Annotated in this window: 33 protein-coding genes; 29 read left to right on the plus strand and 4 right to left on the minus strand. The window is 37.1% G+C overall.

What is annotated here, in order from left to right:
* Nucleotides 1-9 precede the first annotated feature (9 nt).
* From RVS70_RS09410 to RVS70_RS09520, 23 genes are all read left to right on the plus strand, one after another.
* Nucleotides 10-1,506 carry a phage portal protein gene (locus RVS70_RS09410; RefSeq protein ID WP_321133009.1) on the plus strand — a complete coding sequence of 499 codons (1,497 nt, stop codon included), beginning with the start codon at nucleotides 10-12 and terminating at the stop codon, nucleotides 1,504-1,506.
* Nucleotides 1,472-2,992, plus strand: coding sequence for a phage minor head protein (locus RVS70_RS09415; protein ID WP_321133011.1), 1,521 nt, complete (start codon nucleotides 1,472-1,474; stop codon nucleotides 2,990-2,992). Before RVS70_RS09410 ends, RVS70_RS09415 begins: the two co-directional genes overlap by 35 nt.
* Nucleotides 2,982-3,140 carry a hypothetical protein gene (locus tag RVS70_RS09420; RefSeq protein ID WP_321133014.1) on the plus strand — a complete coding sequence of 53 codons (159 nt, stop codon included), beginning with the start codon at nucleotides 2,982-2,984 and terminating at the stop codon, nucleotides 3,138-3,140. Before RVS70_RS09415 ends, RVS70_RS09420 begins: the two co-directional genes overlap by 11 nt.
* A gap of 74 nt (nucleotides 3,141-3,214) precedes the next feature.
* Nucleotides 3,215-3,418, plus strand: a complete 204-nt coding sequence (locus RVS70_RS09425) for a hypothetical protein (RefSeq protein WP_321133016.1) — start codon at nucleotides 3,215-3,217, stop codon at nucleotides 3,416-3,418.
* A gap of 122 nt (nucleotides 3,419-3,540) precedes the next feature.
* Nucleotides 3,541-4,158, plus strand: a complete 618-nt coding sequence (locus RVS70_RS09430) for a phage scaffolding protein (RefSeq protein ID WP_321133018.1) — start codon at nucleotides 3,541-3,543, stop codon at nucleotides 4,156-4,158.
* Entirely contained in the window at nucleotides 4,158-5,033 is an 876-nt protein-coding gene (locus RVS70_RS09435) for a P22 phage major capsid protein family protein (RefSeq protein ID WP_321133020.1), read from the plus strand. The genes RVS70_RS09430 and RVS70_RS09435 overlap by 1 nt, the downstream gene beginning before the upstream one ends.
* A gap of 43 nt (nucleotides 5,034-5,076) precedes the next feature.
* On the plus strand, nucleotides 5,077-5,607 hold the full coding sequence (locus RVS70_RS09440) for a hypothetical protein (RefSeq protein WP_321133021.1): 531 nt from the start codon (nucleotides 5,077-5,079) through the stop codon (nucleotides 5,605-5,607).
* Entirely contained in the window at nucleotides 5,607-5,927 is a 321-nt protein-coding gene (locus tag RVS70_RS09445; protein WP_321133023.1) for a head-tail adaptor protein, read from the plus strand. The genes RVS70_RS09440 and RVS70_RS09445 overlap by 1 nt, the downstream gene beginning before the upstream one ends.
* Nucleotides 5,920-6,357 (plus strand): HK97-gp10 family putative phage morphogenesis protein, encoded by a 438-nt coding sequence (locus RVS70_RS09450; RefSeq protein WP_321133025.1) that lies wholly within the window; start codon nucleotides 5,920-5,922, stop codon nucleotides 6,355-6,357. Before RVS70_RS09445 ends, RVS70_RS09450 begins: the two co-directional genes overlap by 8 nt.
* A 6-nt stretch (nucleotides 6,358-6,363) precedes the next feature.
* The gene (locus RVS70_RS09455; protein ID WP_321133027.1) at nucleotides 6,364-6,744 is read left to right on the plus strand and encodes a hypothetical protein; all 381 of its coding nucleotides are present in this window, start codon (nucleotides 6,364-6,366) and stop codon (nucleotides 6,742-6,744) included.
* Nucleotides 6,732-7,367, plus strand: coding sequence for a hypothetical protein (locus tag RVS70_RS09460; protein WP_321133029.1), 636 nt, complete (start codon nucleotides 6,732-6,734; stop codon nucleotides 7,365-7,367). Before RVS70_RS09455 ends, RVS70_RS09460 begins: the two co-directional genes overlap by 13 nt.
* Nucleotides 7,367-7,783: a hypothetical protein gene (locus tag RVS70_RS09465; RefSeq protein ID WP_321133031.1), complete on the plus strand. Its 417-nt coding sequence runs from the start codon at nucleotides 7,367-7,369 to the stop codon at nucleotides 7,781-7,783. The genes RVS70_RS09460 and RVS70_RS09465 overlap by 1 nt, the downstream gene beginning before the upstream one ends.
* A gap of 26 nt (nucleotides 7,784-7,809) precedes the next feature.
* Nucleotides 7,810-8,091 carry a hypothetical protein gene (locus RVS70_RS09470; RefSeq protein WP_321133033.1) on the plus strand — a complete coding sequence of 94 codons (282 nt, stop codon included), beginning with the start codon at nucleotides 7,810-7,812 and terminating at the stop codon, nucleotides 8,089-8,091.
* A complete protein-coding gene (locus RVS70_RS09475) occupies nucleotides 8,092-10,359 on the plus strand; it encodes a hypothetical protein (protein WP_321133035.1) in 2,268 nt (755 codons plus the stop codon).
* Nucleotide 10,360: 1 nt separating this feature from the next.
* Nucleotides 10,361-11,221 carry a phage tail family protein gene (locus RVS70_RS09480; RefSeq protein ID WP_321133037.1) on the plus strand — a complete coding sequence of 287 codons (861 nt, stop codon included), beginning with the start codon at nucleotides 10,361-10,363 and terminating at the stop codon, nucleotides 11,219-11,221.
* 2 nt (nucleotides 11,222-11,223) lie between these two features.
* Complete coding sequence (locus RVS70_RS09485) at nucleotides 11,224-12,477, plus strand: hypothetical protein (protein WP_321133039.1); 1,254 nt, start codon at nucleotides 11,224-11,226, stop codon at nucleotides 12,475-12,477.
* 28 nt (nucleotides 12,478-12,505) lie between these two features.
* The gene (locus RVS70_RS09490) at nucleotides 12,506-13,627 is read left to right on the plus strand and encodes a siphovirus ReqiPepy6 Gp37-like family protein (protein WP_321133041.1); all 1,122 of its coding nucleotides are present in this window, start codon (nucleotides 12,506-12,508) and stop codon (nucleotides 13,625-13,627) included.
* Nucleotides 13,628-13,686: 59 nt separating this feature from the next.
* Nucleotides 13,687-14,085 carry a phage holin family protein gene (locus RVS70_RS09495; protein ID WP_321133043.1) on the plus strand — a complete coding sequence of 133 codons (399 nt, stop codon included), beginning with the start codon at nucleotides 13,687-13,689 and terminating at the stop codon, nucleotides 14,083-14,085.
* Entirely contained in the window at nucleotides 14,085-15,008 is a 924-nt protein-coding gene (locus RVS70_RS09500) for an N-acetylmuramoyl-L-alanine amidase (RefSeq protein WP_321133045.1), read from the plus strand. The genes RVS70_RS09495 and RVS70_RS09500 overlap by 1 nt, the downstream gene beginning before the upstream one ends.
* Nucleotides 15,009-15,141: 133 nt before the next feature.
* On the plus strand, nucleotides 15,142-15,849 hold the full coding sequence (locus RVS70_RS09505; protein WP_321133046.1) for a hypothetical protein: 708 nt from the start codon (nucleotides 15,142-15,144) through the stop codon (nucleotides 15,847-15,849).
* A gap of 14 nt (nucleotides 15,850-15,863) precedes the next feature.
* On the plus strand, nucleotides 15,864-16,613 hold the full coding sequence (locus RVS70_RS09510) for a Panacea domain-containing protein (RefSeq protein ID WP_321133048.1): 750 nt from the start codon (nucleotides 15,864-15,866) through the stop codon (nucleotides 16,611-16,613).
* 96 nt (nucleotides 16,614-16,709) lie between these two features.
* Nucleotides 16,710-16,925 carry a hypothetical protein gene (locus RVS70_RS09515; protein WP_321133050.1) on the plus strand — a complete coding sequence of 72 codons (216 nt, stop codon included), beginning with the start codon at nucleotides 16,710-16,712 and terminating at the stop codon, nucleotides 16,923-16,925.
* On the plus strand, nucleotides 16,925-17,242 hold the full coding sequence (locus RVS70_RS09520) for a YolD-like family protein (RefSeq protein ID WP_321133052.1): 318 nt from the start codon (nucleotides 16,925-16,927) through the stop codon (nucleotides 17,240-17,242). Before RVS70_RS09515 ends, RVS70_RS09520 begins: the two co-directional genes overlap by 1 nt.
* Before the next feature lie 29 nt (nucleotides 17,243-17,271).
* Here the strand turns inward: RVS70_RS09520 and RVS70_RS09525 are convergent, their stop codons facing one another.
* The 3 genes from RVS70_RS09525 to RVS70_RS09535 all read right to left on the minus strand — a co-directional run bounded on the left by RVS70_RS09525 (nucleotide 17,272) and on the right by RVS70_RS09535 (nucleotide 17,880).
* The gene (locus tag RVS70_RS09525) at nucleotides 17,272-17,415 is read right to left on the minus strand and encodes a hypothetical protein (protein WP_321133054.1); all 144 of its coding nucleotides are present in this window, start codon (nucleotides 17,413-17,415) and stop codon (nucleotides 17,272-17,274) included.
* Nucleotides 17,405-17,593, minus strand: a complete 189-nt coding sequence (locus RVS70_RS09530) for a hypothetical protein (RefSeq protein WP_321133056.1) — start codon at nucleotides 17,591-17,593, stop codon at nucleotides 17,405-17,407. Before RVS70_RS09530 ends, RVS70_RS09525 begins: the two co-directional genes overlap by 11 nt.
* A 149-nt stretch (nucleotides 17,594-17,742) precedes the next feature.
* Nucleotides 17,743-17,880 carry a hypothetical protein gene (locus RVS70_RS09535; protein WP_162986456.1) on the minus strand — a complete coding sequence of 46 codons (138 nt, stop codon included), beginning with the start codon at nucleotides 17,878-17,880 and terminating at the stop codon, nucleotides 17,743-17,745.
* Between the two features lie 983 nt (nucleotides 17,881-18,863).
* On the opposite strand from RVS70_RS09535, the gene RVS70_RS09540 reads away from it, so the two are divergent.
* The 6 genes from RVS70_RS09540 to RVS70_RS09565 all read left to right on the plus strand — a co-directional run bounded on the left by RVS70_RS09540 (nucleotide 18,864) and on the right by RVS70_RS09565 (nucleotide 24,122).
* On the plus strand, nucleotides 18,864-19,169 hold the full coding sequence (locus RVS70_RS09540; RefSeq protein ID WP_121605855.1) for a hypothetical protein: 306 nt from the start codon (nucleotides 18,864-18,866) through the stop codon (nucleotides 19,167-19,169).
* Nucleotides 19,166-19,915: an RQC-minor-1 family DNA-binding protein gene (locus RVS70_RS09545; protein ID WP_121604548.1), complete on the plus strand. Its 750-nt coding sequence runs from the start codon at nucleotides 19,166-19,168 to the stop codon at nucleotides 19,913-19,915. The genes RVS70_RS09540 and RVS70_RS09545 overlap by 4 nt, the downstream gene beginning before the upstream one ends.
* Before the next feature lie 469 nt (nucleotides 19,916-20,384).
* Nucleotides 20,385-21,380 carry an ABC transporter substrate-binding protein gene (locus RVS70_RS09550; protein ID WP_026680383.1) on the plus strand — a complete coding sequence of 332 codons (996 nt, stop codon included), beginning with the start codon at nucleotides 20,385-20,387 and terminating at the stop codon, nucleotides 21,378-21,380.
* Nucleotides 21,381-21,434: 54 nt separating this feature from the next.
* Nucleotides 21,435-22,451 carry an iron ABC transporter permease gene (locus RVS70_RS09555; protein ID WP_321133061.1) on the plus strand — a complete coding sequence of 339 codons (1,017 nt, stop codon included), beginning with the start codon at nucleotides 21,435-21,437 and terminating at the stop codon, nucleotides 22,449-22,451.
* On the plus strand, nucleotides 22,444-23,484 hold the full coding sequence (locus tag RVS70_RS09560; RefSeq protein ID WP_321133063.1) for an iron ABC transporter permease: 1,041 nt from the start codon (nucleotides 22,444-22,446) through the stop codon (nucleotides 23,482-23,484). Before RVS70_RS09555 ends, RVS70_RS09560 begins: the two co-directional genes overlap by 8 nt.
* Nucleotides 23,484-24,122 carry a hypothetical protein gene (locus RVS70_RS09565; protein ID WP_026680386.1) on the plus strand — a complete coding sequence of 213 codons (639 nt, stop codon included), beginning with the start codon at nucleotides 23,484-23,486 and terminating at the stop codon, nucleotides 24,120-24,122. Before RVS70_RS09560 ends, RVS70_RS09565 begins: the two co-directional genes overlap by 1 nt.
* 334 nt (nucleotides 24,123-24,456) lie before the next feature.
* Here the strand turns inward: RVS70_RS09565 and RVS70_RS09570 are convergent, their stop codons facing one another.
* A complete protein-coding gene (locus RVS70_RS09570; RefSeq protein ID WP_321133065.1) occupies nucleotides 24,457-24,765 on the minus strand; it encodes a hypothetical protein in 309 nt (102 codons plus the stop codon).
* Between the last annotated feature and the right edge of the window lie 160 nt (nucleotides 24,766-24,925).

The raw sequence follows: 24,925 nt of genomic DNA on the forward strand, positions 1-24,925 counted from the left end.
GGTGAACCTATGGACAGTAAATATTTATTAAGCGATAACCCAAATGTAGTTGCTAGAGCTCTATCGAAGGCTATTCAGGATGATAAGCATTCACAAGCTAAAAATAAAGCCAGAGAAGGACAAGACTATTATGATTACAAGCATGATATCTTGAATAACCGCATTTTTTACTTGGATGATAATGATGTGCTGCAGGAAGATACCTTTGCTTCTAACATCAAGATTCCTCATCCATTTTTTACAGAGTTGGTTGATCAGAAGGTACAGTATCTATTATCTAATCCTGTGGAAATTGAAGTAGAAGATGAAAAGTTTCAAGAGCATTTAAACGAATACTATGACGATGATTTGCAGTTGTTTCTACAAGAAGCACTGGAAGGGACATCCGTGAAAGGATTCGAATATGCTTATGCTAGAACAAATAGTCAAGATATTCTCTGTTTCCAAGTCTCTGATAGTCTCCAGACTTTTGAGGTGTATGATAATCAAGGAGAAAGAAAAGCAGTGGTACGTTACTACAACAAAGACATTACAAGAGATGGTAAAAATACCTCTGTAGAGCATGCAGAAATATGGGACGAAGAGAAGGTAACGTTCTTTGTGAAAGATAAGAATGGCCGTTTTGTGTTAGATAGCAAGCGTGAAGAAAATCCACGTGCCCATGTTGTAGCTGTTTCAGAAGATGGGAAAGCATTAGAACGTTCCTATGGTACCATTCCATTTTACAAGCTTGGAAATAATAAGAAAGAGCAACCAGATTTAGCCCCTATCAAAGCGTTAATTGATGATTACGATTTAATGGCATGTTTTATATCCAATAACTTACAAGACTTCACAGAAGCTATCTATGTAGTTAAGGGTTATCCAGGAGATGATCTTAATAAGCTTCGTAAAAATATTAAGGCTAAAAAAACGGTTGGAGTGAGTGAAACAGGTGGATTGGATATTAAGACTTTCAATATCCCTGTTGATGCTAGAAAGACGAAACTAGAAATTAATAAAGATGCAATTTATAAGTTTGGCATGGGCTTTGACAGTACTCAAATTGGTGATGGCAATATAACTAATATTGTTATTAAATCTAGATACGCCTTACTAGACATGAAAGCCAATAAAGCTGAAATAAGACTTCGATCGTTGCTTCAGTGGATGAATGAGTTAATCGTTCAGGACATCAATCGACGACATGGCACTGCATACCAGGCACAAGATATTAAGGTGACAATCACAAGGGAAACAATGGTTAATGAAACGGACCTTGTCACCAATGAGAAAACAAAAGAGGAAACAAGACAAATTATCATTCAATCTATCCTTTCTGTTGCTCCTAGGTTAGATGATGAGACAGTCCTCAGGATGATCTGTGAACAATTTGAATTGGATTGGGAAGAAGTACAAGATCTCTTGGAAGCCCAGGACTATGAACCAGACTTTGAAGCTAATACGGATCCTGTAGAAGAGGGTGATCCGGATGAACCAGATGGACAAGTGGCAGAAGGAGATTAATCAGCTTTCCCAGTTTTCCGAGAATGCAACAAACAAAAAGCTGTTTAAGTATTATCGTGAAGCTTTGATTGATATAAAAAAAGAAATGAAGGTATTCATGGATGATTATGAGAATCTTTCTTTTTCTAAGAAGTTGGAAGCTGAACGCAGGATGGAAGTTGTTAAACAGATCGATGGCATACTTAGAGATACTTACGATAAGGCTAACGGTTCTATATCAGATCATGTGAAAGGTGAAGTAGAACGTGGTTATTATGGTACTTGGTACGCTATGGAGGGTGCCAAAAATATCGAATTAGATATGTCTATGCTACCTGAGAAATATATTAAACAGCTTGTCCATCGTCCTGTTAAAGGACAGGTATTTTCTAAGAGACTGTATAAGCATCGAAATAAACTAGCTAAGCAAGTAAACGCTGCTTTATTAGATGCAGCTGTCAGAGGGAAAGGTTATGCCGTTGCAGCTAAAAATGTTTCTGAATTGACAGAGGCATCTTATAAGCGTGCTTTTCGTATTGCTCGTACGGAAGGTGGCCGGGTGCAATCTACTGCTAAGCAAAAGAGTTATAAGGAAGCTGCTAAAAAGGGCGTTAAACTAAAAAAGAAATGGCTGTCTACGCTTGATGGTAATGCTCGGGATACGCATCAGGATCTGGATGGTCAAACCGTTGAAGTTAACGAACAATTTACCACGAGTGAGGGGAATAGCGCAGATGGTCCACGTTTGTTTGGAGTGGCCGAGGAAGATATTAATTGCAGATGCACGACGATTACAGAGGTTAACGGTATATCTCCAGAATTACGGCGTGATAATGAAGATAAAGAAACTTTTCCTTATAGAGATTTTGATGAGTGGTACACAGCTAAAACTAATGCAAACAGCAAGTCGATAGAGTATAATTATATTGACAGAAAGGCTTACGAAAAAATATTATCGGAAGGCTTTAAATTAACTGATCGGGATAAAGAAAAACTTTATGATTTTGATACAGGGTATATCCAAACAATAAACAGCTTTAGGATCAATAGCATTTTGCGGGAGGGCAAATTTTCTGATTTAGATGTTGATTCTAAACAAACGGTGAAACTTTTGGATAAGAAGATGAAGGAATACGCGTTGAAAGATAATGTTATTGCAAGACGTTATGAAGGAAGCGCAATGCTAGATAATATCTTCGATCAGAATCAATTAGCGGTAAGTAAGTTAAGGAGTAAAGAGTTACTTGATTTATTGAATAGCGGTAGTCTGAAGTATCAAAATAAAGGGTATACTTCAATAAGTATGATACCCGATGACAATGTGATGAAAGATAGGCCTATAGAAGTTTCCATTGGGCTTCCGGTGGGACAGAATGTACTTGTAACAGATAACGTAGTTAAAAGCGAGTTTATATTACCACGAGGGATGGAATTTAAAATAATAAACTTTGAAATCGTTAAGGGTAAAGCCAAATTAGTAATGGAGGTGGTAAATAATGAAAAGTAAAACGTTTCTTAAGTCAATTGGCGTAGAACCTGAACCAGATCTTAACCCCAAAAAAATGACGGACGAAGAAATAGCACGGTTAAGGTTTACATCAGTTTCTGAGGAAGAAGAAAAAGCTATTCTGAAAGAAATAAGAAATAAGAAATAGAAAACATTAAGCACGTAATCATAATAAATGGTTAGGTGCTATTTTTATTGTCTTTTTAAGGGAGGTGAGAGTTAATGAGGCAATCAATTGAAAATAATTTTACCTACCATAAACCAAAAGAAGGGCAACCTGAGAAATATACAGCTATCCGAGAAAAGGCAAAAGAGCTTGCATATTTAATGGATCAAGAATGTCCTAATAATCGTGAAAAATCACTCGCTATAACGAAATTAGAAGAATCAGTAATGTGGGCGAATGCTTCTATTGCTAGAAATTAGGCAATAGGGCTTTTTATTTTGTCCTGAACATGACATAAAACTGTTTGTACTGAGCTGGCAGTATACCCAGTAATCCTAAGCGGAACCGACCGCTATATAAATGGTATAGGAGGAAATGGACAATGGAATGGATTAAAGCAATTATTGAAAAGCATAAAAATGAGGACGGTACTGTTAACATTGATGAAGCTTTGAAGGAGATTAATCAAGAGTTTCCCAAAAATGCGGTGCCTAAAGATCAATATAACAACGTCTCCAACCAACTGAAAGATACTAATAAAACATTAAAAGACCTGCAGGATAAAACAAAAGATAATCCGGATATCCAAAAGCAACTACAGGACGCAGAAGAAGCACGAGAACAGGCAGAAAAGGATCTGCAAAAGCTCCAAACAGATGTGCAATTAAAAGAGAAATTGCGTGATGCTGGTGCGAAAGATGTTGATTATATGATCTTTAAATTGGGTGAGGTAGAACTTAATAAAGATGGTTCTATCAAAGATTTGGATAATAGAATCAAATCTTTAAAAGAGTCAAGCCCCTCTCATTTTGAATCAAAACAGAATGATGAAAAGGACAATAAGTCTAGCAAAGGTTATGAGGTTAAAGATAATAAGCTGGATGAGGGTAAACCAACAAAGACATATACGCAAGAACAGCTAAAAGATCTAACCCCTCAAGAAATTAATGATAATTGGGACGCTGTATCGGCTGCCCTGGAACAAGGAGGAAATGAATAATGGCATTACCAAATTCGAAATTTAAAAATTTTATTCCAACGATTTGGAGCGCAAGACTATTAAATAACTTAGATAAATCCTTAGTAGCTTTACAGTTTGTAAATCGTGACTATGAAGGAGAAATTCAATCGTACGGTGATACGGTTAAAATTAATCAGTTAGGAAACATCACCATAAAAGACTATGATGGGTCAGACATTGATGATCCAGAAGAAATTGATTCAACGCAGCAGTCATTGGTTATTGATCAAGCGAAATATTTCAACTTTGCTGTAAAAGATGTAGACAAAGCTCAATCTAATGTGAATTTACTTGATGGCTCTATGAAGCGTGCAGCATACAACTTGGCTGATGTGATCGACCAAGATGTATTCAATGTCGCATCAACAGGTGCAGGAGTAAAACAAGGTTCTGCATCCAATCCGATTGAGATTGATGTGAAAAATGCCTATGACACTTTAGTTGACCTTGGTGTTCTTCTTGATGAAAAGAATGTGCCTAGTGGAGGACGCAAGATTGCACTTCCACCATGGTTCCTAGGTTTGTTGGCAAAAGACCCACGTTTTACTAAGGATATGAAAGTTCTTGCTAATGGTGTTGTTGAAGGGGCAAATGTAGGGCGTTTCAATCTCCTTCAATCGAACAACCTTAAGAAAGGTACTGGTGGAGCGTTACACGTTCCAGCGGGTACTACTGATGGATTGACCTTTGCTAACCAGATTGTTGAAACGGAGGCATACCGCCCAGAGAAAAACTTTTCAGACGCAGTAAAAGGTCTATCTGTTTGGGGGCGTAAAGTAATTCAGAAAGACGCGTTGGCTGATTTTATTATCAAACCAAAAGATCCGGAAGCTGTAGGAGAAACAGGAAGTTAAGAGGGCGAATAGTTTCGCTCTCTTTTTAGTTGAGGTGAAAAACATGATTATTTCGCTGGAAGAAGCCCAAAAAATTGATTCATCAATTACACAAGATGACTTGGATGCTTTTGAACAATCCGTCCGATCCTTGACAAGCAACAATTTTCAAATGAAGCAAGTACGTTTTATGGTTACTGCCTTAAATGATAGAAGTATAACAGTCAGCAATACTATTAATGGTGTACGGTCAGGAGACACTTTGGAACTAAACTATACGCAATTTAATGATGGATTATATGAGATTGAAGAGATCAAAGGCGATATAGTCATTATAAAGGGGGATCCACTCTATCAGGAAAAGCCTAAACAGGCAATTCTCACACTTATTAAGTACCCTCCTGATATCAAACAGGGTATTAAGAAACTCATCAAGTATGACAAGAAAATGGCTGGAAAAATAGGCGTCAAATCGGAAACCATCAGCCGAATGAGCACTACTTATTATGATGTGAACGCCACTGATAATACGGATGGCTACCCGAAGGCTTTACTCTCATTCTTGAATAAATACAAGAAAATGAGGTGGAGCTAATGCAGTGGTTTACGATTCAGGAGTTAAAAAGTGATCCTAACGGGATTGGCGGTCATAGGCAAACGTGGCCAACAGTTCTGGAAGTAGAAGGCTATCTAGATTTAGTCACAGGTACCGACTTAAATCCTGTTCAAAATGCCTTTGTAGAGGATTCGACGCATATCTTAATTATTCCGGAGTTTACACCAGGTATTACGGATAACATGCGTATTGTTGATAAGGATAATCGCTTTTACTTCATCACGTATGCAGACGATCCTGTAGGAATTGGTCACCATAATGAAATCTATTGCAAGTATGGCGGTGTGTTGGATGGCTAAAAAAGCTTTTGCATTTGAAGATAATTCCAAGAAAATCAAACGTGAAATATTCGACACTTCAGAGGCAGGAATGGAAAGTGCTTTGCTAGCCGTAGAAGGTCAGGCAAAGTTGCTCGCTGCAGTTGGAGCTACAGGAGAAATGCGTGATAAGATTGGCCATTCCATTACTAAAGAAGGAAGCAACCGACTAAGTGGACAGGTTGGAACAAATGTGGAACATGCCATCTACGTAGAGTTTGGTACGGGAGAATTTGCTGAAAATGGCGCTGGACGAAAAGGTGGATGGGCATATCAAGATCCTAGCGGAGAATGGTTTTTCACATATGGGCAAGCGCCACAACCTTTTTTACGCCCAGCATTCCGTATGTCCAAGAAATCAGTCGAGCAAATTCTTGGTCAGAAATTAGCGTCAGCTTTTAAAGGGAAGTGATATTGATTGATCACGTTGTTACAAGAGTTAAATAGACAATTCACCCAGGTTCATAAAGAAAGCTACCACAACTATAATACGGCCAATGAAATAGATTATCCTTATCTAACTTATGATTTTGATGTTGAAGATCTAGCTCCTAATGTGGAGGGCTTCTATATCGACATCGATATCTTTGACAACACGGGTGAATTTATCAATGTCTTTGAAATAGAAGATAAACTGAAAGACTGGTTTAAACAAAAAGTTGTCTTAACAGAAGATCATTTATTGCGATTTAATTTTTTGCGTTCAATGAAAGTACCTACTGGTGACAATTTGTTAAGACGACGTAATATGCAATTTTATTGCAAAGTAGATTGGAGGAATAAAGAATGGCAGGATTAAGAAAAACAGGCTACACAAATAAGACATCTGAACGCTATATCATTAATGCAGCAACCATTTATACGGGTGTTGCGTATGTGCCAGGAGAAGGTTTTACTGGAGATCTTCACGGTGCTACGAGTGGTGGAGTTACGCTAACCATTGAACAAGAATATCGTGACGTGGAAGTAGATGGGACTGGTCATGTAAAAGTAAAAGGCAATAAGGTATTAGAAAGTGCCACTGCAACTGCAACAGCAAACATGAAAGAAATAACGGCTGAGACCATTCGCCGTTCTTTGAATGGATCCATAGAGGATGCAAAACCAGAAGAGGCTCCAGAAGGCTATAAAATAATCAAGTCTAAACGGTATTTAGAGGACAGTGATTATTTAGAAAACATTGCTGTAGTAGGTCGATTAACTGGTACTGATAAGCCTGTGATCGCCATCCTAGACAATGCACTATGTACATCCGGTTTAGAGTTGGGTACAGAAGATAATGGAGAAGCTGTTATCGAGCAAGTATACGAGGCGCATGCTACTGATGATCAATTAAATGCAGACGAAATGCCGTGGCGTATATATTTCCCTAATTTAGACGGAAGTCCTGATAATAGTGAAGAAGGAGGCGTTGAAGGTTAATGGATTTAGAAATGAGAGAGCTAAAAGGTGATGATCTTTTTACACTTCTAGCAATTGTTGGGAAGCTAGGTGTTGAGGAAGAAATGATGCTGCTATTTGAGGAAAATGTAGAAGAAACAACCGGTCCACAAGATCATAAAAAGAAGAAACCAACGAAAGCTGAACTGGCACGATTAGAAACAGAAGCCCAACGCCGTGGTATGAAGGCAGTAGCTGGCCTAACTCAGAAAGCGTTGAGGAACATTAAGGATATAAAGGTGGAAATCAACGACCTTCTTGCCAAACTTACGGGCGAGGATGTCAAAACGGTTGAGAATCTAAGCTTAGTAGATTATACAAAATTAATTACCCAGTTTTTCAAAAAGCCGGAGTTACGTGATTTTTTTACATCTATCGCGTCCTTACTTCAGCAATAGAGGACGGGCAGTTTAAATTCAAAGACATGCTTTATAAGCGTTATGGAAATCCGTTAGACCTTTTACGTACTTTTACGTTAGAAGGATTGACGGATTTTATTTTTTATCTATTTGACCAGGAGAATGAAGATACGCTATTTACGATATGGTTGCATAAAGATCAGGAATCTGATTTTGCGACTTTTAAGAAGAAAAACGGTAAGAAAACCCATAAGCAAAAACCAAAGTCTTTAACCAAAGAAGAAGAAGAGAAGATTATTAAGGCTTCTTTCCAATTCATCACCCCACGTCAGAAAGGCGGTGATTAGATGGGTGAAATATTTAAGTTGTTTGGAACAATTGGTGTCGACACAAGTGAAGCCGAGCAAGGGATTGATAGTGTAACAGGGAAAGCTAAAAAATCTGGGAATAGTATTTTTGGCACCTTCAAAAAAGCATTAGGTGGAGTAGCTAAGCTAATCGGTGTAGCGAGTGTGGCTATCGGTGCAGGAAGTGCAGCTATATTTGGTATGGCCAATAAAGCAGCAGGTGCTACTGACCGTATTGATAAGATGAGTCAGAAGCTAGGATTATCCAGGAAAGCATTCCAGGAATGGGATTTTATTTTATCTCAAAATGGTGCATCCATTGATTCAATGGGGCAAGGAATGAAAACTCTCACTAATCAAGTGGATGAATTATCCAAAGGCGGTAAGGTAGCAACAGATGCTTTTGGAGCTTTAGGTATTTCCTATGATGATTTAGCTGGTTTATCTCAAGAAGAAATATTTGAAAAGACTATAGTTGCTTTACAAAGTGTTGATGATGAAACCAAAAGGGCTGCTTTGGCTAACGATTTATTGGGTCGAAGTGGGCAAGAGTTAGCCCCACTTTTGAATGCAGGTGCCGATAGTGTAGAAGAAATGAAGAAAAAGGCACATGAACTGGGTTTAGTTATTGGCGATGAAGCAATAGACGCTGGTGTAGTTTTTACAGACTCTTTGGACCAGGTTAAGCGATCTTTGCATTCCGTTGTAACACAAATAGGCGTGAAGGTGATGCCGATTGCTCAGAAGTTTTTAGATTGGGTTTTAGCTAACATGCCAACTATACAATCGGTCACTAGTTTTGTATTTAACGCCATATCTAACGTAGTTGAAATAGCGGTAGGTGCTATTCAATCCTTTATAGGATGGATACAGACATTATACGAGAATAATAGCGAGACGTTTAATGGGATTTGGGGAACTATTCAAACGATATTTAACCAGATCGTAGCATTTTTACAAAATGCCTGGACGAATATAAAAACATTTTGGCAACAAAATGGTGAAGAAATCCTCCAGAGCGCTATGGCTATTTTTCAGTCCATATGGGAAACGGTACAGACTGCCTTTGACGCTATAAAGCAGATTATACAAACAGTGCTAGGTTTAGTAGTCCCGTTTATCCAAGAGAAATTAGGTCAAATAAAACAATTCTGGGACCAAAACGGAACGCAGATCATGCAGGCTGTACAAAAAGCATTTTCTTTTATCCAATCAGTGATTGGATTTGTCATGCCAATTGTGCTAGCCATTATCCAATCAGTATGGGGGAATATTAAAGGTGTAATTGATGGTGCGCTTAATATCATTATGGGGATTATTAAGACGTTTTCCAGTTTGTTTACTGGCGACTGGCAAGGAGTATGGGACGGTGTTAAGCAAATACTTCGTGGTGCTGTTCAATTGGTGTGGAATCTCGTCCAATTATGGTTTGTGGGTAAAATCGTAAAATTGTTCAAAGGATTTGGCAAGAGTGTAGGGAACATTTTTAAATCGTTAAGTAAAAGTGTTAAAAATATATGGAATGCCATGAAAAACGCTGTTGTAAAAGTGGCCAACTCTCTTTGGAATAGCGTTAAAAAAGTTTTCACTTCTTTGAAAAATGGTGTATCAAGCATTTTTAAAGGTGTGAAAAACGTAGCTAGCAATGTATGGAATGGAATTAAGTCAACGATTACCAATGTAGCTACGAAAATATGGAGTACCGTTAAAAATAAATTTAACAACGTAAAGTCAAGCGTGACTTCTATTTTTAATTCTCTTAAATCAACCGTTTCTAGTGTATGGAATGGAATTAAAGAGGCGATTTCCAAACCTATTAATAAGGCACGAGATGCAGTTAAAACAGCCATTGATAAAATTAAAGGGCTTTTTAATTTCCAGTTTAAATGGCCGAAGCTTAAAATGCCTAAATTTAAAATTAAAGGATCTATGAACCCGGTTAAATGGTTAGATGAAGGTGTTCCAAAGTTATCTGTATCATGGAATGCTAAAGGTGGTATTTTTTCAAGACCTACCATTTTTAATACAGCTGGTGCAGGCTTGCAAGGAGTTGGAGAGGCAGGTCCAGAAGCAATATTGCCACTCAATAAAGAAACACTTGGCAGTATTGGCCAAGGAATAGCATCTACCATGAACGCATCAACCCAACCTGCAAACAACAATATTACGATTCATAATACATTCACATCAAAGGAACTAACGGCCAGTGAGGTTGCAAGAAAAGAAAAGCAGATGCTACAACGATTGGCACTAGAAGGGGATATTTAAAATGCAAAAAGTGGTTTTTGAGAATAATAGAGGCAGTAGTATTACCTTTTCGAATCAACCTCCATTTGTGTTGTCATCAATTGAAGGTTTGGGAGATTTAGAAGCCAGTATTCAAGACCAAAAAGCGCCTTACCAAGACGGATCTACATTTATTGATTCATCGATGGAAACTAGACCAATCCCTATTGAATTTTCAATATTAGCTAACAATTATAGCGAAATATCGAAATACAGGAATAAGGTATCTTCTATTTTTAATCCTAAACTTGGAGAAGGGCTTTTAACTTATGAAAATAATTCAGGGAAATGGGAAATAAAATGTGTGTCTGAATCATCTCCGTTTTTCCCTAGCGGTGACAACAGGGGGCCTACTTATCAAGTAGGCTCTTTGAATTTAATTGCACACCATCCTTATTGGCGAGAAAAGATTATTAAATCTTCTCAAATGTCTTTTGTCATGGGTGGATTCTCTTTCCCATTACGACTGGGTACGCAATTCTCACAGCGATCGTTTAGACGTATTTTTAAAAATGATGGTGATGTAGAAACGCCTGTGCATATTGAGTTCAGGGGACCAGCCATTAATCCTGTAATAAAAAACAATACGACTGGTGAGTTTATTCAAGTAAACCGCACTTTGTCTGAGACAGATAAACTTATAATTGATACCACTTTCGGACAAAAATCTGTAGAGATAGAGGATGCAGAAGGTAACCGAACCGATGCATTTAATTGGATCAATCCGCAAAGTTGGTTCTTTCAGTTACAAATTGGTGAGAATCAACTCGAATATAACAGTAATAACGACAGCACGAAAACAAGGGTAGTTATATCCTATCGAAATATGTATGTGGGGGTGTAAGGGTGGCTGAGTTATCACGATTTTTTGACTCGACTCCAGATGATGAACGACTGTATACCGCAGATGAATTTGCCGAGTATTTTAGACGATTGCTTACAAATGGTATTTTCAACGGGGGTACCAATTTAAAAGTAGAGGCAGATGGGAACAACATAGAAACATATATTAATCAAGGGTTCGGCTGGATAGAGGGTTATCTCTATAAAATCCAGGACGAACCTTTTTATTTGCAGCACGATTTACCGCATAATGAGCTTGATCGTATTGACCGTATTGTTTTGCGCTTAAATACATCTTTAGAAGTGAGATCCATTAATGCTGTGGTGTTAAAAGGTACACCAGCGACCTCTCCGGAAGCCCCAGCATTGACGAGAGAAAATAATGTCTACGAATTGTCGTTAGCACAGGTGAAGATTGAAGCGGGAAAGTCTTATATTGAAGCCTACCAAGTTACGGATGAACGCTTAAACAATGATGTATGTGGCTTGGTTAACTCATTGATTCAAGCCGATACTACTGAAATATTTAACCAATTCCAGCAGTGGTATGAAGCTAAGACAGCAAGCCATGAAGGGCAATGGGAGGATTGGTATAACGAACATATTTTACAATTTGAGCAGCAATGGAATACCTGGTTTGACAATGCTACCACTGAATTTAACAATAGATGGGACAATTGGTTTAGTAATACACAATCTGACTGGAATGCCTGGTTTCAAGGAACAAAAGATGATTGGAACACATGGTTTGAAGATCAACGTGGTCAAGCATATGTAACAGGGAAGGTATTGGAAGAACGCATACAACCCATTGAGGATGAGTTAAAAGAAGCAAGTACGATCATAAATGGTGGCTTGAAACTATCCGATGGGATTTTTGAAGGTGGGCTTGAGCCATCCTTTGCAACAGCTAATTATATGGGTTTATCAAGTGGAAATGCGATTATAGGGGGTCTCCCTTATTATTACGAAGAAAATAATATTAGTCACGATGTATCAGGAGTAAGAGATGGAAAAATGTATAGATATGTTGTCCAGTTGGATTTAATAACAGGCAATATCGAGGTAGTGAAGAAAGAAGAACATGGCAAATACCCGCCTCTAATTAGGAATACGGAGGTATATGAATTGTCAATAGCTACTGTTGAGCCAGATCCTGATCAACTCATAGCATACAAGCTCACAGACACAAGACAAGATGAAATTGTGTGCGGATTTGTTAAACCGTTAAATAAAGATTTACCAGTAGCAACGTAGGAAAATTGTTTGATGAGGGAGGATAAACATGGCTCAAAATAAGTTAATGCCTATACGAATACTATCACAGGACTTAAATTTGCTAGGAGAAATCGATAACTATGAATCTTTGCAATATCCACGCTCACTTCATTCCATCGGTAACTTTGATTTACGTATTAATCGATACAAACAACATACAGAGAAGTTAGTTAAAAATGCGCTTATTATGCTGGGTAGTCAACTTAATAAAGTTGGAATCATCAAACACCGAGAAATAAAATTAGATGAAAATGGAAAAGGCTCGGAGCAGTGGACTATTAAAGGGTATCAGTTAAAAGGGATTGTTGGACAACGTCTTTCCATTCCTCCAGCACATACGGATTATGATCGTAAAAGCGGACCAGCTGAAACCGTCATGAAACATTATATTAGTCAGCATTTAGTTAATCCTGATGATCCTAATCGCAAAATACCTCATTTAGTCATCGCAGAAGATAAAGGACGTGGGCAACATGTTACCTGGCAAAGCCGTTTTAAAAATATAGCAGAAGAGTTGCAAGATATATCGCTAGCAACTGAGCTGGGTTGGGATATTACGCTTGACCTTGAAAATAAGCAGTTTATCTTTGACGTCGTAGAAGGTATAAATAAAACGACTGATCAGAGCGATGTGCCGCCAATATTATTTAGTCCTGAATTTGAAACGGTGAAAAGCCAATCCTTTTCCGATAGTGATTTGAATATGAAAAATTACGGTTATGTAGCTGGACAAGGTGAAGGAGTTGAACGTGAAGTTATTGAAATAGGTGAATCTACAGGACTTGAACGAGTAGAAACCTTCATCGATGCTCGAGATATAGAAAATTCAAGCGAACTAGCTGCACGTGGTCAACAAAAAATGAAAGAGTTGCAGAATGAATTTTACTTGGAAGCAGAGATACTTAGCAGTTCACCATTTCAGTATGGTAGGGATTATGATTTAGGTGATATTACGACGTTACAAAATAGAAGTTGGGGTTTAACCAGGAATGCTCGTATAACAGAGATCAGCGAGGTCTATGAACCAGGCGCTTATCAAATAGAAGCAACTTTTGGCCAATCAAGACCAACGCTGACTAAGAAGATTAAGGAGCAATTTTCAGAGTATGAAAGATTACTTAAGATGTGAGGATTTACCAACGCTTAATAGGCGTTATTTTTTATGACAATAAAAACGGAGGTAATATAGTGGAAAACGCATTTAAAGTTATGATAGGAGCAGGGGGCGGACTAGCCTCATTTTTATTTGGAGGTTGGTCATTAATGTTGAATATTTTATTAGGATTTGTGGTTATTGATTATATCACTGGATTTATTGCAGCTGGAGTCGACGGTAAATTAAATAGTGGTATCGGTTGGAAGGGGATTGCTAAAAAAGTAGCGATCTTTTTCATTGTGGCTGTAGCTCACATGGTGGATGTTGCTTTGGGTGGAGAAATGCACATGTTTAGGGATGCAGCTATCTTTTTCTACTTAGCGAATGAATTGTTGAGTATTACTGAAAACGCAGGAAAGATTGGTGTTCCTGTACCAAATAAATTATTGAATGCTGTTGAAGTACTCAGAGGAAAAGGAGACGATAAATAATGCCGAAAATAATTACAGATTTTATACCTAAATCTCAAACGAATCAAAGACCTGGTCACTCTATGAAGCCAAAATTTTTAACAGTTCACGGTACTGCTAATGAAAAGAAAGGCGCAGATGCAGAAATGCACAGTCGGTATTTGCATAATGGCGCAGGTGGCCGAGAGGTTGTTTGGCACTACACTGTCGATGACAAAGAAATATACCAACACATTCCAACGAATGAAAACGGTTGGCATGCTGGCGATGGCAACGGAACAGGAAATCGACAATCAATTGGAATTGAAATATGCGAAAACAGCGATGGTGACTTTAACAAAGCAATTAAAAATGCCCAATGGCTTATTAAAAAATTAATGAAAGAACATAATATCCCTATTGATCATGTTGTACCGCATAAGCATTGGTCTGGCAAGAACTGTCCTCGCTTGTTGCTGAATATGTGGAGTACATTTATAGATGGGATAAAAGGAACTAGCGGAACAGTTGAGGCACCTAACCAACAAGTCGGATCTGAAACAGTAACTAATGGCTCTATTGTTGATTACCTTAATAGCATTGGTAAAGATGCTAGCTTTAGCGCACGTAAGAGGTATGCTGCAGATTACGGTATCGATAATTACAAGGGATCAGCTGACCAAAACCTTGAATTGCTTCATAAAATGCGTGAGGGTAAACCATCTAAACCTAGCCAAGCAAAAGGTACCGTTCATTTGCCTGCCTCTGCAAAAACGTGGAGGACATACAAGCTTAATGTTAAACCTGTGAAGAAAAATAGTGATTGGAGCCTTACTCCTGCTAGATATGGTGGATTAACTTATAAAATTTTAGATAAACCATATCCAGATGTAGTCACTATAAAGACTGGAAGAGGTAAGCGTAATATTTATGTTGGTTCTGGTACTAGTGCTGTGATTAAGTAAGTATTATGCCCTGCCTTTTGGTGGGGCATTTTTAATTTTGTAAAATAATTTTTACTTATTAGCAGGACTTTTTACTCTTTCTATAGAAAGGTATATTTAGGAACATATTAATTAGAACTATATGGTGATGAATTTGTTAATCAATAATGACGCTAACCAAAACTTATTACGTGATAACTCAGTTGATCAAGTTCAATATGATATTATTACATTAAATTCATTGATTTTTGATTTAATAAAAATACATAATTCTTTCTCTTATAATATGCGAGAAATAAATAACTTAAATCTTAATAAAAAACTGGTTAAGCATATATTGAACCAAATAGATGAAACTAATACATATTTGATTAGTTATGAGTTTCGCTCAATATTAAATGAATATGTTAGTGAATTAGAATTTTTGACTATTGATATTGACTTAGAATACACTTATAATAAGTTAGATTTCAGATTACGTATCAAACAACTTGAGTCAATAATTTATAAGTTGATCCATTATAATACCGGAAAAAAAGAAAAAGGCGAAATACCTTTAAATAAATGTTTAAATGATTTACTTGGGTTTAGAGTGTGTGTTGAAGGTTTTGATCATGATTGTTCTGTTTTTAAAGAAATGTGTGATTTTATAGCGAAAGATTACAAAATTAGGTATAGAAATTCCTCAAAAGGAGAGTATAGAGCTACACACGTTTATTTTTACGGAGACAGTAACAAAAATTTTCCTTGGGAATTACAAATATGGTTGCCAGAAGATTTCAAAACCAATTATGAATCTCACGAAGAACATAAACAAGAATATAAAAAGTCTGCAAAAATTCACAAAGAGGCTTTTAAATAAAGGAGGTGCCGTTCATGGCATATCACTTTTTAGCAATTATAAGTCATTATAGCAAAGGGTATAGAGTTGGGTGGCATTACTCATCTGAAGAACAACTAGATAAAACTGTAATGAATGGTTTTATGAGTAAAATTAAAAGAAAATGCGGTGATGTTCAACTAGGTTTGCACAAATTGTCTACAGAATCAACTTCAATATCATCTGTAGTTGAGAAGGACAGTTTTTTTGAGGATGTAATTTTCACCGAGGACATGGATACATTTATAAATTATGTAGCTGGTGATCAAAAACTGTCGGCTTTAGACATTTCTAAATTTGTTCTAACGATATGGCCGATGTCTCATATTAAATTGCAGAAAATATTATATTATATTTATTCTGAATTTCTTGTAAGAACTGGGGAAAGATTATTTAATGATCCTATAGTTTCTTATAAATATGGGCCAGTTGTGGAAAGTGTATTCTCAAGATTTACGGAACACGGAGCATCAATAATTGACTATACTGAGGATGAAAACTTTATTATAGCAGCTGATGATATGGCGGCTACTCCATCATTAATAAAAGTAATAACTTCGGAACATGGTTCTAGCGCTGTTGATTGTATATTTGATATTATGCATAAATATGGAGAAGAAAAACCTTTTTCTCTAGTTGATAGAACGCACAGAAAAGGTGGACCATGGCATAGGGTTTATCAGCCAGGCAAAAATAACGTTATAACAGATGAATCAATCTTACAATATCAATACTTGGTAGAATAACCTTCTCTTGTTTAAAGAGGGGGTTTCTTTTTTTACCTTGAATAAGAACGGTAGTTCGTATATAATAAGAACAAATGTTCTAAAGGTGGTCTTATTATGAAAGGATTACTTAATCGTTCTGCAGAAAATAAGCAAAAAATCATTATCTTTTATATGGATAGCAATAACAATGTTACGGAACGTTATATCCGTGTGCTTGAGGTGAATGAAAAGAGTATATTGGCTTATTGTTACTACCGTAAAAAAGTGAGAACATTTAAGTTAGAAAATATCCTTTCAGCTGGATCAGTACGAAAGCGAGTGGGTGCGTAATGAGTGTAAATGATCGAGGTAATATTAAATGGTCATCGATAATGATGCCGGAACATATTGAAATGCTTAATAATATATGGGATGAACAAGATCGTAAACAGAAGCCTATAATAGATGAACAACAACAAGAAGATATTAACTTAAAGCTGCACATGGCTGTAAAGAATGATTTAACTGTCGAATTAAAATATTTCATGAATCACGACTATTATAATGCTAAAGGGAAGATAGATAGTGTAGATAGGCAAAACAAATATATAAAAGTAGCAGGTCAATATTTACCCATAGAAAGTATTATTGATGTATGGATAGATTAAAAAAGAATAGCTCTCACTTTTGGTGAGGGCTATTTAAATATCTTCCTTATTGTTTTACCTGCAGCTTTGCCTGTCACACGTCTGCCTATTCGTTTCCCCGCTTTTCCTTTCCTTACAGCATCAACATCGTTCCATATGCGTAAGAACTTATAAATACTCGATTTAAGGCTCATTTTTTTCACTCCTTAGAGTTTCTTCACGTTCTATTATTAGTTTTTTAAACTCTTCCAAATCCTCTAGCGTAGCTTGATTACGAACAAAACTCCTTGCCCTAGAACGATTACTCAAATACTTTGCTCTTTCTTTATTTTTTTCTTGCCAGCGTTTATTTGCCTCTGTTTGATTGTTCATTACTTAATCGCTCCTTTTCCGCTTGCAGCTTCTTCTTTTTCTGTCTCAAAAAAGCATAGCGGATTGCTAACAATGTTATAATAATCCAAATAGTTACCAGTAATATTTTCATTGTATTTGTGGTATACTTAGGTGAGAGGGAAAGGGGATTATTTCCCCCTTCTCATTCTCTTTAATTCTTGCCTTAGCTTTTCGATTTCTAACTTCGATTTTTGGTTGGTGAGCCAAAGTTTATTTAAAGTTAGAATCGATATCGCTAGGGCTATTATTTTTCCTAAGTCCTCCACATCTTCACCTCCTTTCTATATTTCTATTATACTATGCGTAGTATTAAAATGCAAGGCTTTTTTACCGAAAAAACCATTTTTTTCTTATGAAATAATCTTTATAAAAGCAAAAACAAACGCAAACCTTGAGACGAAAATGATTACATTTAATGTAGGAAACAAACAAACTTTGAACATGATAAGATCGGCGCTAATATTATCGTAGGTGTAGAATGAAGTTTAAGTAATGCTAGGAGCTCGTAACATGTGAGGTTTTTATGAGGTCTCACAGGAATCTCACCAGTAATAATAAAATTTCGAAATAAAGCGAAATCCCATAACTATTTTTAGATGTTTTTTCGCTTGAAATAATTAAAGAGAATGTGGATGAAATCCTGCATATTTATCTGAATTATGGGCGGCATGATGTAATTCATGCTCCAAAACTCTTGATAAATAAGGATTATTGAGTTATTTGCTAACAAAATACTAACATGAAGTAACAGAGATTTCTCAATGGGTTTCAACTCTTGAGAAGTCTCTTTTTGTCTATTCACTGCTTTAAGTAGGTTGGATTTATAATTTTCTTAGAAAAAACAGTGAAAAAATTTAGAATTTAGCCGGGAACGCTCGTGACTTTAGTCGTGGGATGAATTGGTTGCGTATACGGTGTACAGATTAGATACTGAAGGTAGATTTCTGTATATCAAGTATCCGGCATGATAAAAGTTTGCTAAAAAGGTTTCTTTAATGAGGGCAACTTGCTGTTTTGGTGGTGTATTGCTGAAAAGAAAATATCAAAAAAATTGAAGATGAAAGAAAAACGATATAAAAAAGAATACATGACTTTTATAGATGACTCAAACAAAGTAAAATTAATGTGAAGTCTTGTCACTAAAGAGAACAAAATAGAAGAGGGATTCAAGTAAAAAATACACACAATTATACAGGACTTATGGTAATCCTCAGAAATTATAGAATGATAAAAAGGTGTGGATATGGTGATGGCGACAAAAAAGAATTCACAAGCTTGGGAAGGGGCAAAAACACGATGTCGTTTGAATGAGACTGATATACAAATGGCCAAGGAGTTGAGGATGACACCAAAGAGCTTAATTAAAAATATCCCAGTCCCTAATCAAAAAAGGAAAGCAACTGTTAAAGTATGGATTCGTAATCTTTATGGGGAGATGTTTGGAAGGGTCCTAACAGTTAACCCAGCTCTCAGTAAAGCATTAAGAAAATCTATGAAGCAAGAAGATGCGATTGTATCTAAACGCTGGGTGGATGAGGAGGACTTACCGTTTTGAAGAAATCTAAGATTAATCGATTATCTGAGGAAGAGATAAAAGTTATATTGAGAGCATCTGATGAAATTATTGCAAAAGGAGGAAGAACACTTCTTGCTAAAATCTTAAAGGGTTCACGGGAAAAGAAAGTATTGCAACTGGGGTTGGATAGGTGTCCTGTCTATGGTTATTTTAAGTCAGAGAAACTAGATGAAATTATGAAAAAAATTGATTGGATGATTGATTATGATTTTCTAGAAATTGAGTATGACGGAAAATTTCCAATGATTGTTTTCACAGAGCGGGGTTGGTACATAGAGTCCGATCAATATGCTGATGAACTTTTAAATGAATGGAAGGAATGGGCCAAACAGGGAAAACAAAATCCTGATATGAGCTATTTAAAGGATCGGAATAGGAAAATGATTCTATTATTGCTTGAGAAGATTAAAGAGTCCGGAGATCAAGCGTTTATTCCTTATTTAGAATTATGGGAGAAAGTTGATTATAAAAAGGTAAGAGCTGAGATTCGAACAACTATAAATGTAATAAATAGAAATGAGCCGATTGATCATTCAGTTGTAAAAGAAAGGACAGAATCTATAAATGAAGCACTAGAGGGCTTAGAGCCGCATGACCTGCTTTTAAAATGCTGGATATGTGGAGTAAGATTTACTTTTACAACGGGAGAGCAACGATTTTATGAGAAAAAAGGCTTTTCATACCCGAAAAGATGTAAAAAGTGTCGTAATGAAAAGGATATCTAATTCTCTTATTAACAAGTGAGTTTAGTAAGAAATTTTTAAATGAAGAATATTCGGGTGTAATTAAAAAGTTAACATGAATCTGTTACACCTAATTGGACAAGTTAGTTAAGGGCAGATAGACTTGGCTCAAATAAAAGCCGAGGAGATTTTAAAATGCCCAAACGAGCGAGAAAATATTTTTCCAAAAAATTCAGGTGATGTAATAACGCCTGAAACCCTATGTGAAGGAGTTTGTTTGATAACCCCTGAATAACATACCTTTTATTATTTAATAAAAAGGATTTACTTTATATTGTAGAGAGCTTCTGATTAGTTTATTGAACTTTTGAGAAGCTCCTTTTTAATTCTATAATTCTACTTATAGTTAAATGATGGAAAGTCCTAACTGTATTGTTGACATGAGTTATCATATGAAATACTATAATATTAAATGAAAATGATTATCATTATCAAAAAAAGGGGAATACATATGCTAAATAACCAATTACATAAAAAATGGGGATTACTTTTATTTGTTGTACTTATGGTTACACTGCTTGTAGCTTGTGGATCGGAAGAAACTTCTTCAGAAAACGCTTCGTCTGAGGAAGGGGAGAAGTCTTCAAGCGAGAATTCAAAAGAGCGGGAAATTGATCACGCTATGGGGACGACAACTATCAAGGGAACCCCTGAAAAAGTTGTGACGCTGTACCAAGGAGCAACGGATACCGCTATTGTATTTGGGGTGGAGCCAGTAGGAATCGTTGAGTCCTGGGTAGAGAAACCTATTTATAAGTATCTTAGAGATGATCTAGAAGGAACGAAATTAGTGGGGGAAGAGACACAGCCAAATTTAGAGGAGATTGCGAAGTTAAAACCGGATGTTATTTTTGCATCGAAACTCCGACATGAGGAAATCTATGAAAAACTAAATAGAATTGCTCCCACTGTAGCCATTGATCAAGTCTATGAATTTAAGGAAACAGTTAAATTAATGGGAGAAACGTTGAATAAGCAAGATAAATCAGATGAAATCTTGACCAATTGGGATGAACGGATTAAAGATTTCAATAAAAAAGCTGCCGAAAAGTTAGGAGATGAGTGGCCGCTAAATGTTTCTATCTTGAACTTCCGAAGTGATCATGCTCGTATTTATTTTGATAGTTTTGCCGGAATGATTCTTAGAGAAGCAGGCTTCACTAGACCAGAGAATCAACAATCAGATGAATGGGGTATGAAGCTAACCGATAAAGAAAGTATTAATGAAATGAACGCTGATGTTTTCTATGTTTTCATGAGTGATGACCCAGCGATTAAAGATAATTATAAAGAATGGACGAACCACCCTCTTTGGCAGAATCTGGACGCTGTAAACAATGACGAGGTTCATATGGTCGATGAAGTTATATGGAACATGTCAGGTGGAATTCAAGCCGCAAACTTAATGCTGGACGATTTGTATGACAGGTTTGATTTAGAAAAATAAATGACGAAAGATAGGAGGATTTCTCCTATCTTTGTTTCTTTGGGGAGAAAAATAATGAACAAATTTATAAACAATCGACATATAAGGTGGATAACGCTTCTTGTTCTATTGCTTTTATTTGTAATTGCATCTTTTTTAAGCATATTTTTAGGAAAAACCTCTATACCTCTCTCTACAGTTTGGGACGCCTTCTTCCATTATGACCCTTCCGACACAAATCAGGTCATTATTCGTACGTCGCGCTTAACCCGAACATTAATTGCTATTACCATAGGAGCAAGTCTATCCATTGCCGGAGCGCTTATGCAAGCATTGACGCGTAACCCATTAGCAGCACCTGACATCTTTGGGGTGAATGCAGGAGCACTATTTTTTATCGTCGCTTCAGCTACCTTCTTTTCAGTAGAATCCTTAAGCGGGTATATGTGGATTGGCTTTATAGGAGCTGGACTTGCGGGGGCGATCGTATATTTACTAGGTTCAATGGGGGAAGATGGCTTGTCTTCGGTTCGCATTGTCTTAGCGGGTGCCGCAATTAGCGCGCTTTTTATCTCATTCACGCAAGGGATGCTCGTTTTGGATGAACAGCGTATACAAAGCGTGTTGTTTTGGCTAGCTGGTTCTGTGGCGGGTCGGGAATTAAGCCTTCTTCTACCGGTTCTTCCTTTTATCTTAGGAGCCATTATTATTTCGTTATTGGTTGGAAAGCCACTGAACATTCTTATGTCTGGTGATGATGTGGCTAAAAATCTTGGGCTAAACACCAGTTTGGTTAAATTGGTAATCGGAATCATTATTGTGTTTTTAGCTGGAGGCTCTGTAGCTATAGCAGGGTCGATAGGGTTTATTGGCCTGGTTGTACCTCACATTGTTAAAGGAATCACAGGACCAAATTATCAATGGATTTTACCGATCAGTGGTATATTCGGGGCTACTTTGCTATTATGTGCCGATATCGCAGCACGACTCGTCATTGCCCCTCAGGAAATGCCTATAGGAGTTATGACGGCTCTTTTCGGAACGCCATTTTTCATTTATATAGCTAGAAAAGGGGTGAAGAAAAGTGGGTGACTTTTACACAATCAGAAGTAAAAATGATAAAATTTCAATGCAATTTCATAAAAAGTCGTTGTTTATTTTGATTTGCTTATTATTGCTTACGGTAGTTGTCTTTATCATAAGCCTTTCAGCAGGAAGCAGTTATATTCCTGTGGGAGCGGTTTTTCAAGAGCTCTTTAGTGAAAGCGATTATACTTTTATACTTCATGAACTCCGAATGCCCCGTGTAATAATGGGTTTCCTTGTGGGTGCAGGGCTTGGAGTTTCCGGGTTAATTCTACAGGGGATGATTCGTAATCCTCTAGGTTCTCCGGACATTGTAGGAGTAACAGGAGGGGCGTCTGTAGGAGCGGTTTTGTTTATTGTTTTTTTACTGGGTGAGATGAGTGTCAATTGGCTTCCCTTGGCTTCGATTATTGGAGCAGCAGTTACATCAGCTATTATCTATTTATTATCATGGTCAAATGGGGTGACTCCCATGCGATTAATTCTTATTGGAATTGGCATTTCTGCATTGACCAATGCCATAGTGACCATGTTTATGGTATCAAGTGAGTCTGCCATTGCTTCTAAAGTATATCTATGGTTAACCGGAAGTTTATACGGTGCCAATTGGCAGGAAGTAATCATTCTCCTTCCCATTATCCTTACCTTGATCTTTCTCTCGCTATTTTTTACAGGGATTGTGAATGTCAAGCAATTAGGAGACGATATAGCGATCGGTATGGGTGTTCGAGTTCAATTTTTCCGCTTTCTATTACTTGCTTTGAGTGTTGCATTAGCTGGCGCTGCTGTTTCTTTTGCAGGTGGCATAGCTTTTGTTGGGCTAATCGCTCCTCATATCGCTCGGATTATATTGCATAAATCGTTTGCTAATTTAGTAGTTGGTTCTGCGCTTATCGGATCGTTAATAGTGATGGGAGCTGATATCATAGCTCGTACGGCCTTTTTGCCATCGGATATTCCTGCTGGAGTATTTACAGCTGGGATTGGGGCACCATTTTTCATTTATTTACTATACCGCAACAGAAAGGGGTTTCGTTAATGATTCCTGTTCTTGCATTAATGGAAGAGGTAAAATGTATTGAATTTTTAAATCATCAAATGCAGCGAATCTATGCTCCCAACTTAAAGGTTACTGCGTCAATGATGATGAAGAAGTACGCTCAGGTTCTTCCAGCTCAGGTATTGGATTCCATGTTATGGGAAGAACAAGCCAAAATCATTCCCCTTTCCTCTTGCACCATTAGCGAGCAGTTGGATATTAGGGTAGATGCTCTACAGGTCAAATATACTGACTCACGACAGGAGGCTTGGGAGGGGCTTTTTGCTTATCATATCTTGCCATTGTTGCAGGCGTTTCACCAGGTGACAAATATTCCTCTTTTTATTTTATGGGAAAATGTAGCGGTTCGGCTCAACTCTTTCTTTAGAAAAGCAGTGGAGAAATATCCCGATCATCGCCAAAGAATTATTGAACTTGCTAGAGAATTGAATCAATTGGATGGAAGCTATTTTGATTGTATGAATCATCCTATGAGTAGTTATCTGACTAATCCCAATTCTCTTAGTGAACAAAAAATAAGGCGTACGTGCTGCTACTTTCATAAGCTGGAAAAAAAGAAGGAAACACTCACACACTGTCTGGTGTGTCCACTTCATAATAAGAATTGTTCGTCTTAAGAAGAGTGGAGGATCGACGGCAGTAAATGTCCAATTTGTTTAACTACCATCCGTGGAGATAAACAAAAGCCCACGGATTAAAGTTTCATTTTATATAATGTTAGGCTGATTTTCATGTGATTCACCAATAGGCATACAATTTCAGCTTGTTTTTAAAAGCATAGCTAATAGGAATGACAATGGATTATATATCTTATTAATCTAAAAATTTTACAGTGTATTGACTTTGCTTGTAGAGATTACTATAATCGTGAAGTTACATGATGAGGTGTATAAATTAATAGTTGAATTTAGTGGCTTTAGAGGTTAAGAAATAGTTAATTTCTAAAGTCTTTTATTTATCCCGCATATAACTGGCAGTAAGACCCCACATCAAGCAATAAAGAGAACCTAATATTGGTGAGTAGGGATCAACTGCCAGTAAATGTCCGATTGGTTCACCTAACAATCCGTGGGGGATAATACGCCACCCCACGGATTGAAGTTTCACTTTATCCCGCATATAACTGGCAGTAAGACCCCACATCAAGCAATAAAGAGAACCTAATATTGGTGAGTAGGGATCAACTGCCAGTAAATGTCCGATTGGTTCACCTAACAATCCGTGGGGGATAATACGCCACCCCACGGATTGAAGTTTCACTTTATCCCGCATATAACTGGCAGTAAGACCCCACATCAAGCAATTAAGAGAACCTAATATTGGTGAGTAGGGATCAACTGCCAGTAATTGTCCGATTGGTTCTAGGGCCTTTAGGTCATACCCTTGTGGTACTACCAAACCATGGGGATAAACAAAGCTC

This window comes from Virgibacillus sp. M23 (genome assembly GCF_034190895.1).
Taxonomy (GTDB): Bacteria; Bacillota; Bacilli; order Bacillales; family Amphibacillaceae; genus Virgibacillus; species Virgibacillus salarius.

Coding starts and splice junctions, on each gene's coding strand:
- RVS70_RS09410 (WP_321133009.1), top strand. CDS start 10: ATGGACAGTAAATATTTATTAAGCGATAACCCAAATGTAGTTGCTAGA.
- RVS70_RS09430 (WP_321133018.1), top strand. CDS start 3,541: ATGGAATGGATTAAAGCAATTATTGAAAAGCATAAAAATGAGGACGGT.
- RVS70_RS09470 (WP_321133033.1), top strand. CDS start 7,810: ATGCTTTATAAGCGTTATGGAAATCCGTTAGACCTTTTACGTACTTTT.
- RVS70_RS09525 (WP_321133054.1), bottom strand. CDS start 17,415: ATGAGCCTTAAATCGAGTATTTATAAGTTCTTACGCATATGGAACGAT.
- RVS70_RS09565 (WP_026680386.1), top strand. CDS start 23,484: ATGATTCCTGTTCTTGCATTAATGGAAGAGGTAAAATGTATTGAATTT.
- RVS70_RS09450 (WP_321133025.1), top strand. CDS start 5,920: ATGGCTAAAAAAGCTTTTGCATTTGAAGATAATTCCAAGAAAATCAAA.
- RVS70_RS09415 (WP_321133011.1), top strand. CDS start 1,472: ATGAACCAGATGGACAAGTGGCAGAAGGAGATTAATCAGCTTTCCCAG.
- RVS70_RS09420 (WP_321133014.1), top strand. CDS start 2,982: ATGAAAAGTAAAACGTTTCTTAAGTCAATTGGCGTAGAACCTGAACCA.
- RVS70_RS09520 (WP_321133052.1), top strand. CDS start 16,925: ATGAGTGTAAATGATCGAGGTAATATTAAATGGTCATCGATAATGATG.
- RVS70_RS09460 (WP_321133029.1), top strand. CDS start 6,732: ATGGCAGGATTAAGAAAAACAGGCTACACAAATAAGACATCTGAACGC.
- RVS70_RS09540 (WP_121605855.1), top strand. CDS start 18,864: ATGGCGACAAAAAAGAATTCACAAGCTTGGGAAGGGGCAAAAACACGA.
- RVS70_RS09490 (WP_321133041.1), top strand. CDS start 12,506: ATGGCTCAAAATAAGTTAATGCCTATACGAATACTATCACAGGACTTA.
- RVS70_RS09445 (WP_321133023.1), top strand. CDS start 5,607: ATGCAGTGGTTTACGATTCAGGAGTTAAAAAGTGATCCTAACGGGATT.
- RVS70_RS09425 (WP_321133016.1), top strand. CDS start 3,215: ATGAGGCAATCAATTGAAAATAATTTTACCTACCATAAACCAAAAGAA.
- RVS70_RS09515 (WP_321133050.1), top strand. CDS start 16,710: ATGAAAGGATTACTTAATCGTTCTGCAGAAAATAAGCAAAAAATCATT.
- RVS70_RS09530 (WP_321133056.1), bottom strand. CDS start 17,593: ATGAACAATCAAACAGAGGCAAATAAACGCTGGCAAGAAAAAAATAAA.
- RVS70_RS09500 (WP_321133045.1), top strand. CDS start 14,085: ATGCCGAAAATAATTACAGATTTTATACCTAAATCTCAAACGAATCAA.
- RVS70_RS09510 (WP_321133048.1), top strand. CDS start 15,864: ATGGCATATCACTTTTTAGCAATTATAAGTCATTATAGCAAAGGGTAT.
- RVS70_RS09550 (WP_026680383.1), top strand. CDS start 20,385: ATGCTAAATAACCAATTACATAAAAAATGGGGATTACTTTTATTTGTT.
- RVS70_RS09475 (WP_321133035.1), top strand. CDS start 8,092: ATGGGTGAAATATTTAAGTTGTTTGGAACAATTGGTGTCGACACAAGT.
- RVS70_RS09435 (WP_321133020.1), top strand. CDS start 4,158: ATGGCATTACCAAATTCGAAATTTAAAAATTTTATTCCAACGATTTGG.
- RVS70_RS09440 (WP_321133021.1), top strand. CDS start 5,077: ATGATTATTTCGCTGGAAGAAGCCCAAAAAATTGATTCATCAATTACA.
- RVS70_RS09480 (WP_321133037.1), top strand. CDS start 10,361: ATGCAAAAAGTGGTTTTTGAGAATAATAGAGGCAGTAGTATTACCTTT.
- RVS70_RS09555 (WP_321133061.1), top strand. CDS start 21,435: ATGAACAAATTTATAAACAATCGACATATAAGGTGGATAACGCTTCTT.
- RVS70_RS09465 (WP_321133031.1), top strand. CDS start 7,367: ATGGATTTAGAAATGAGAGAGCTAAAAGGTGATGATCTTTTTACACTT.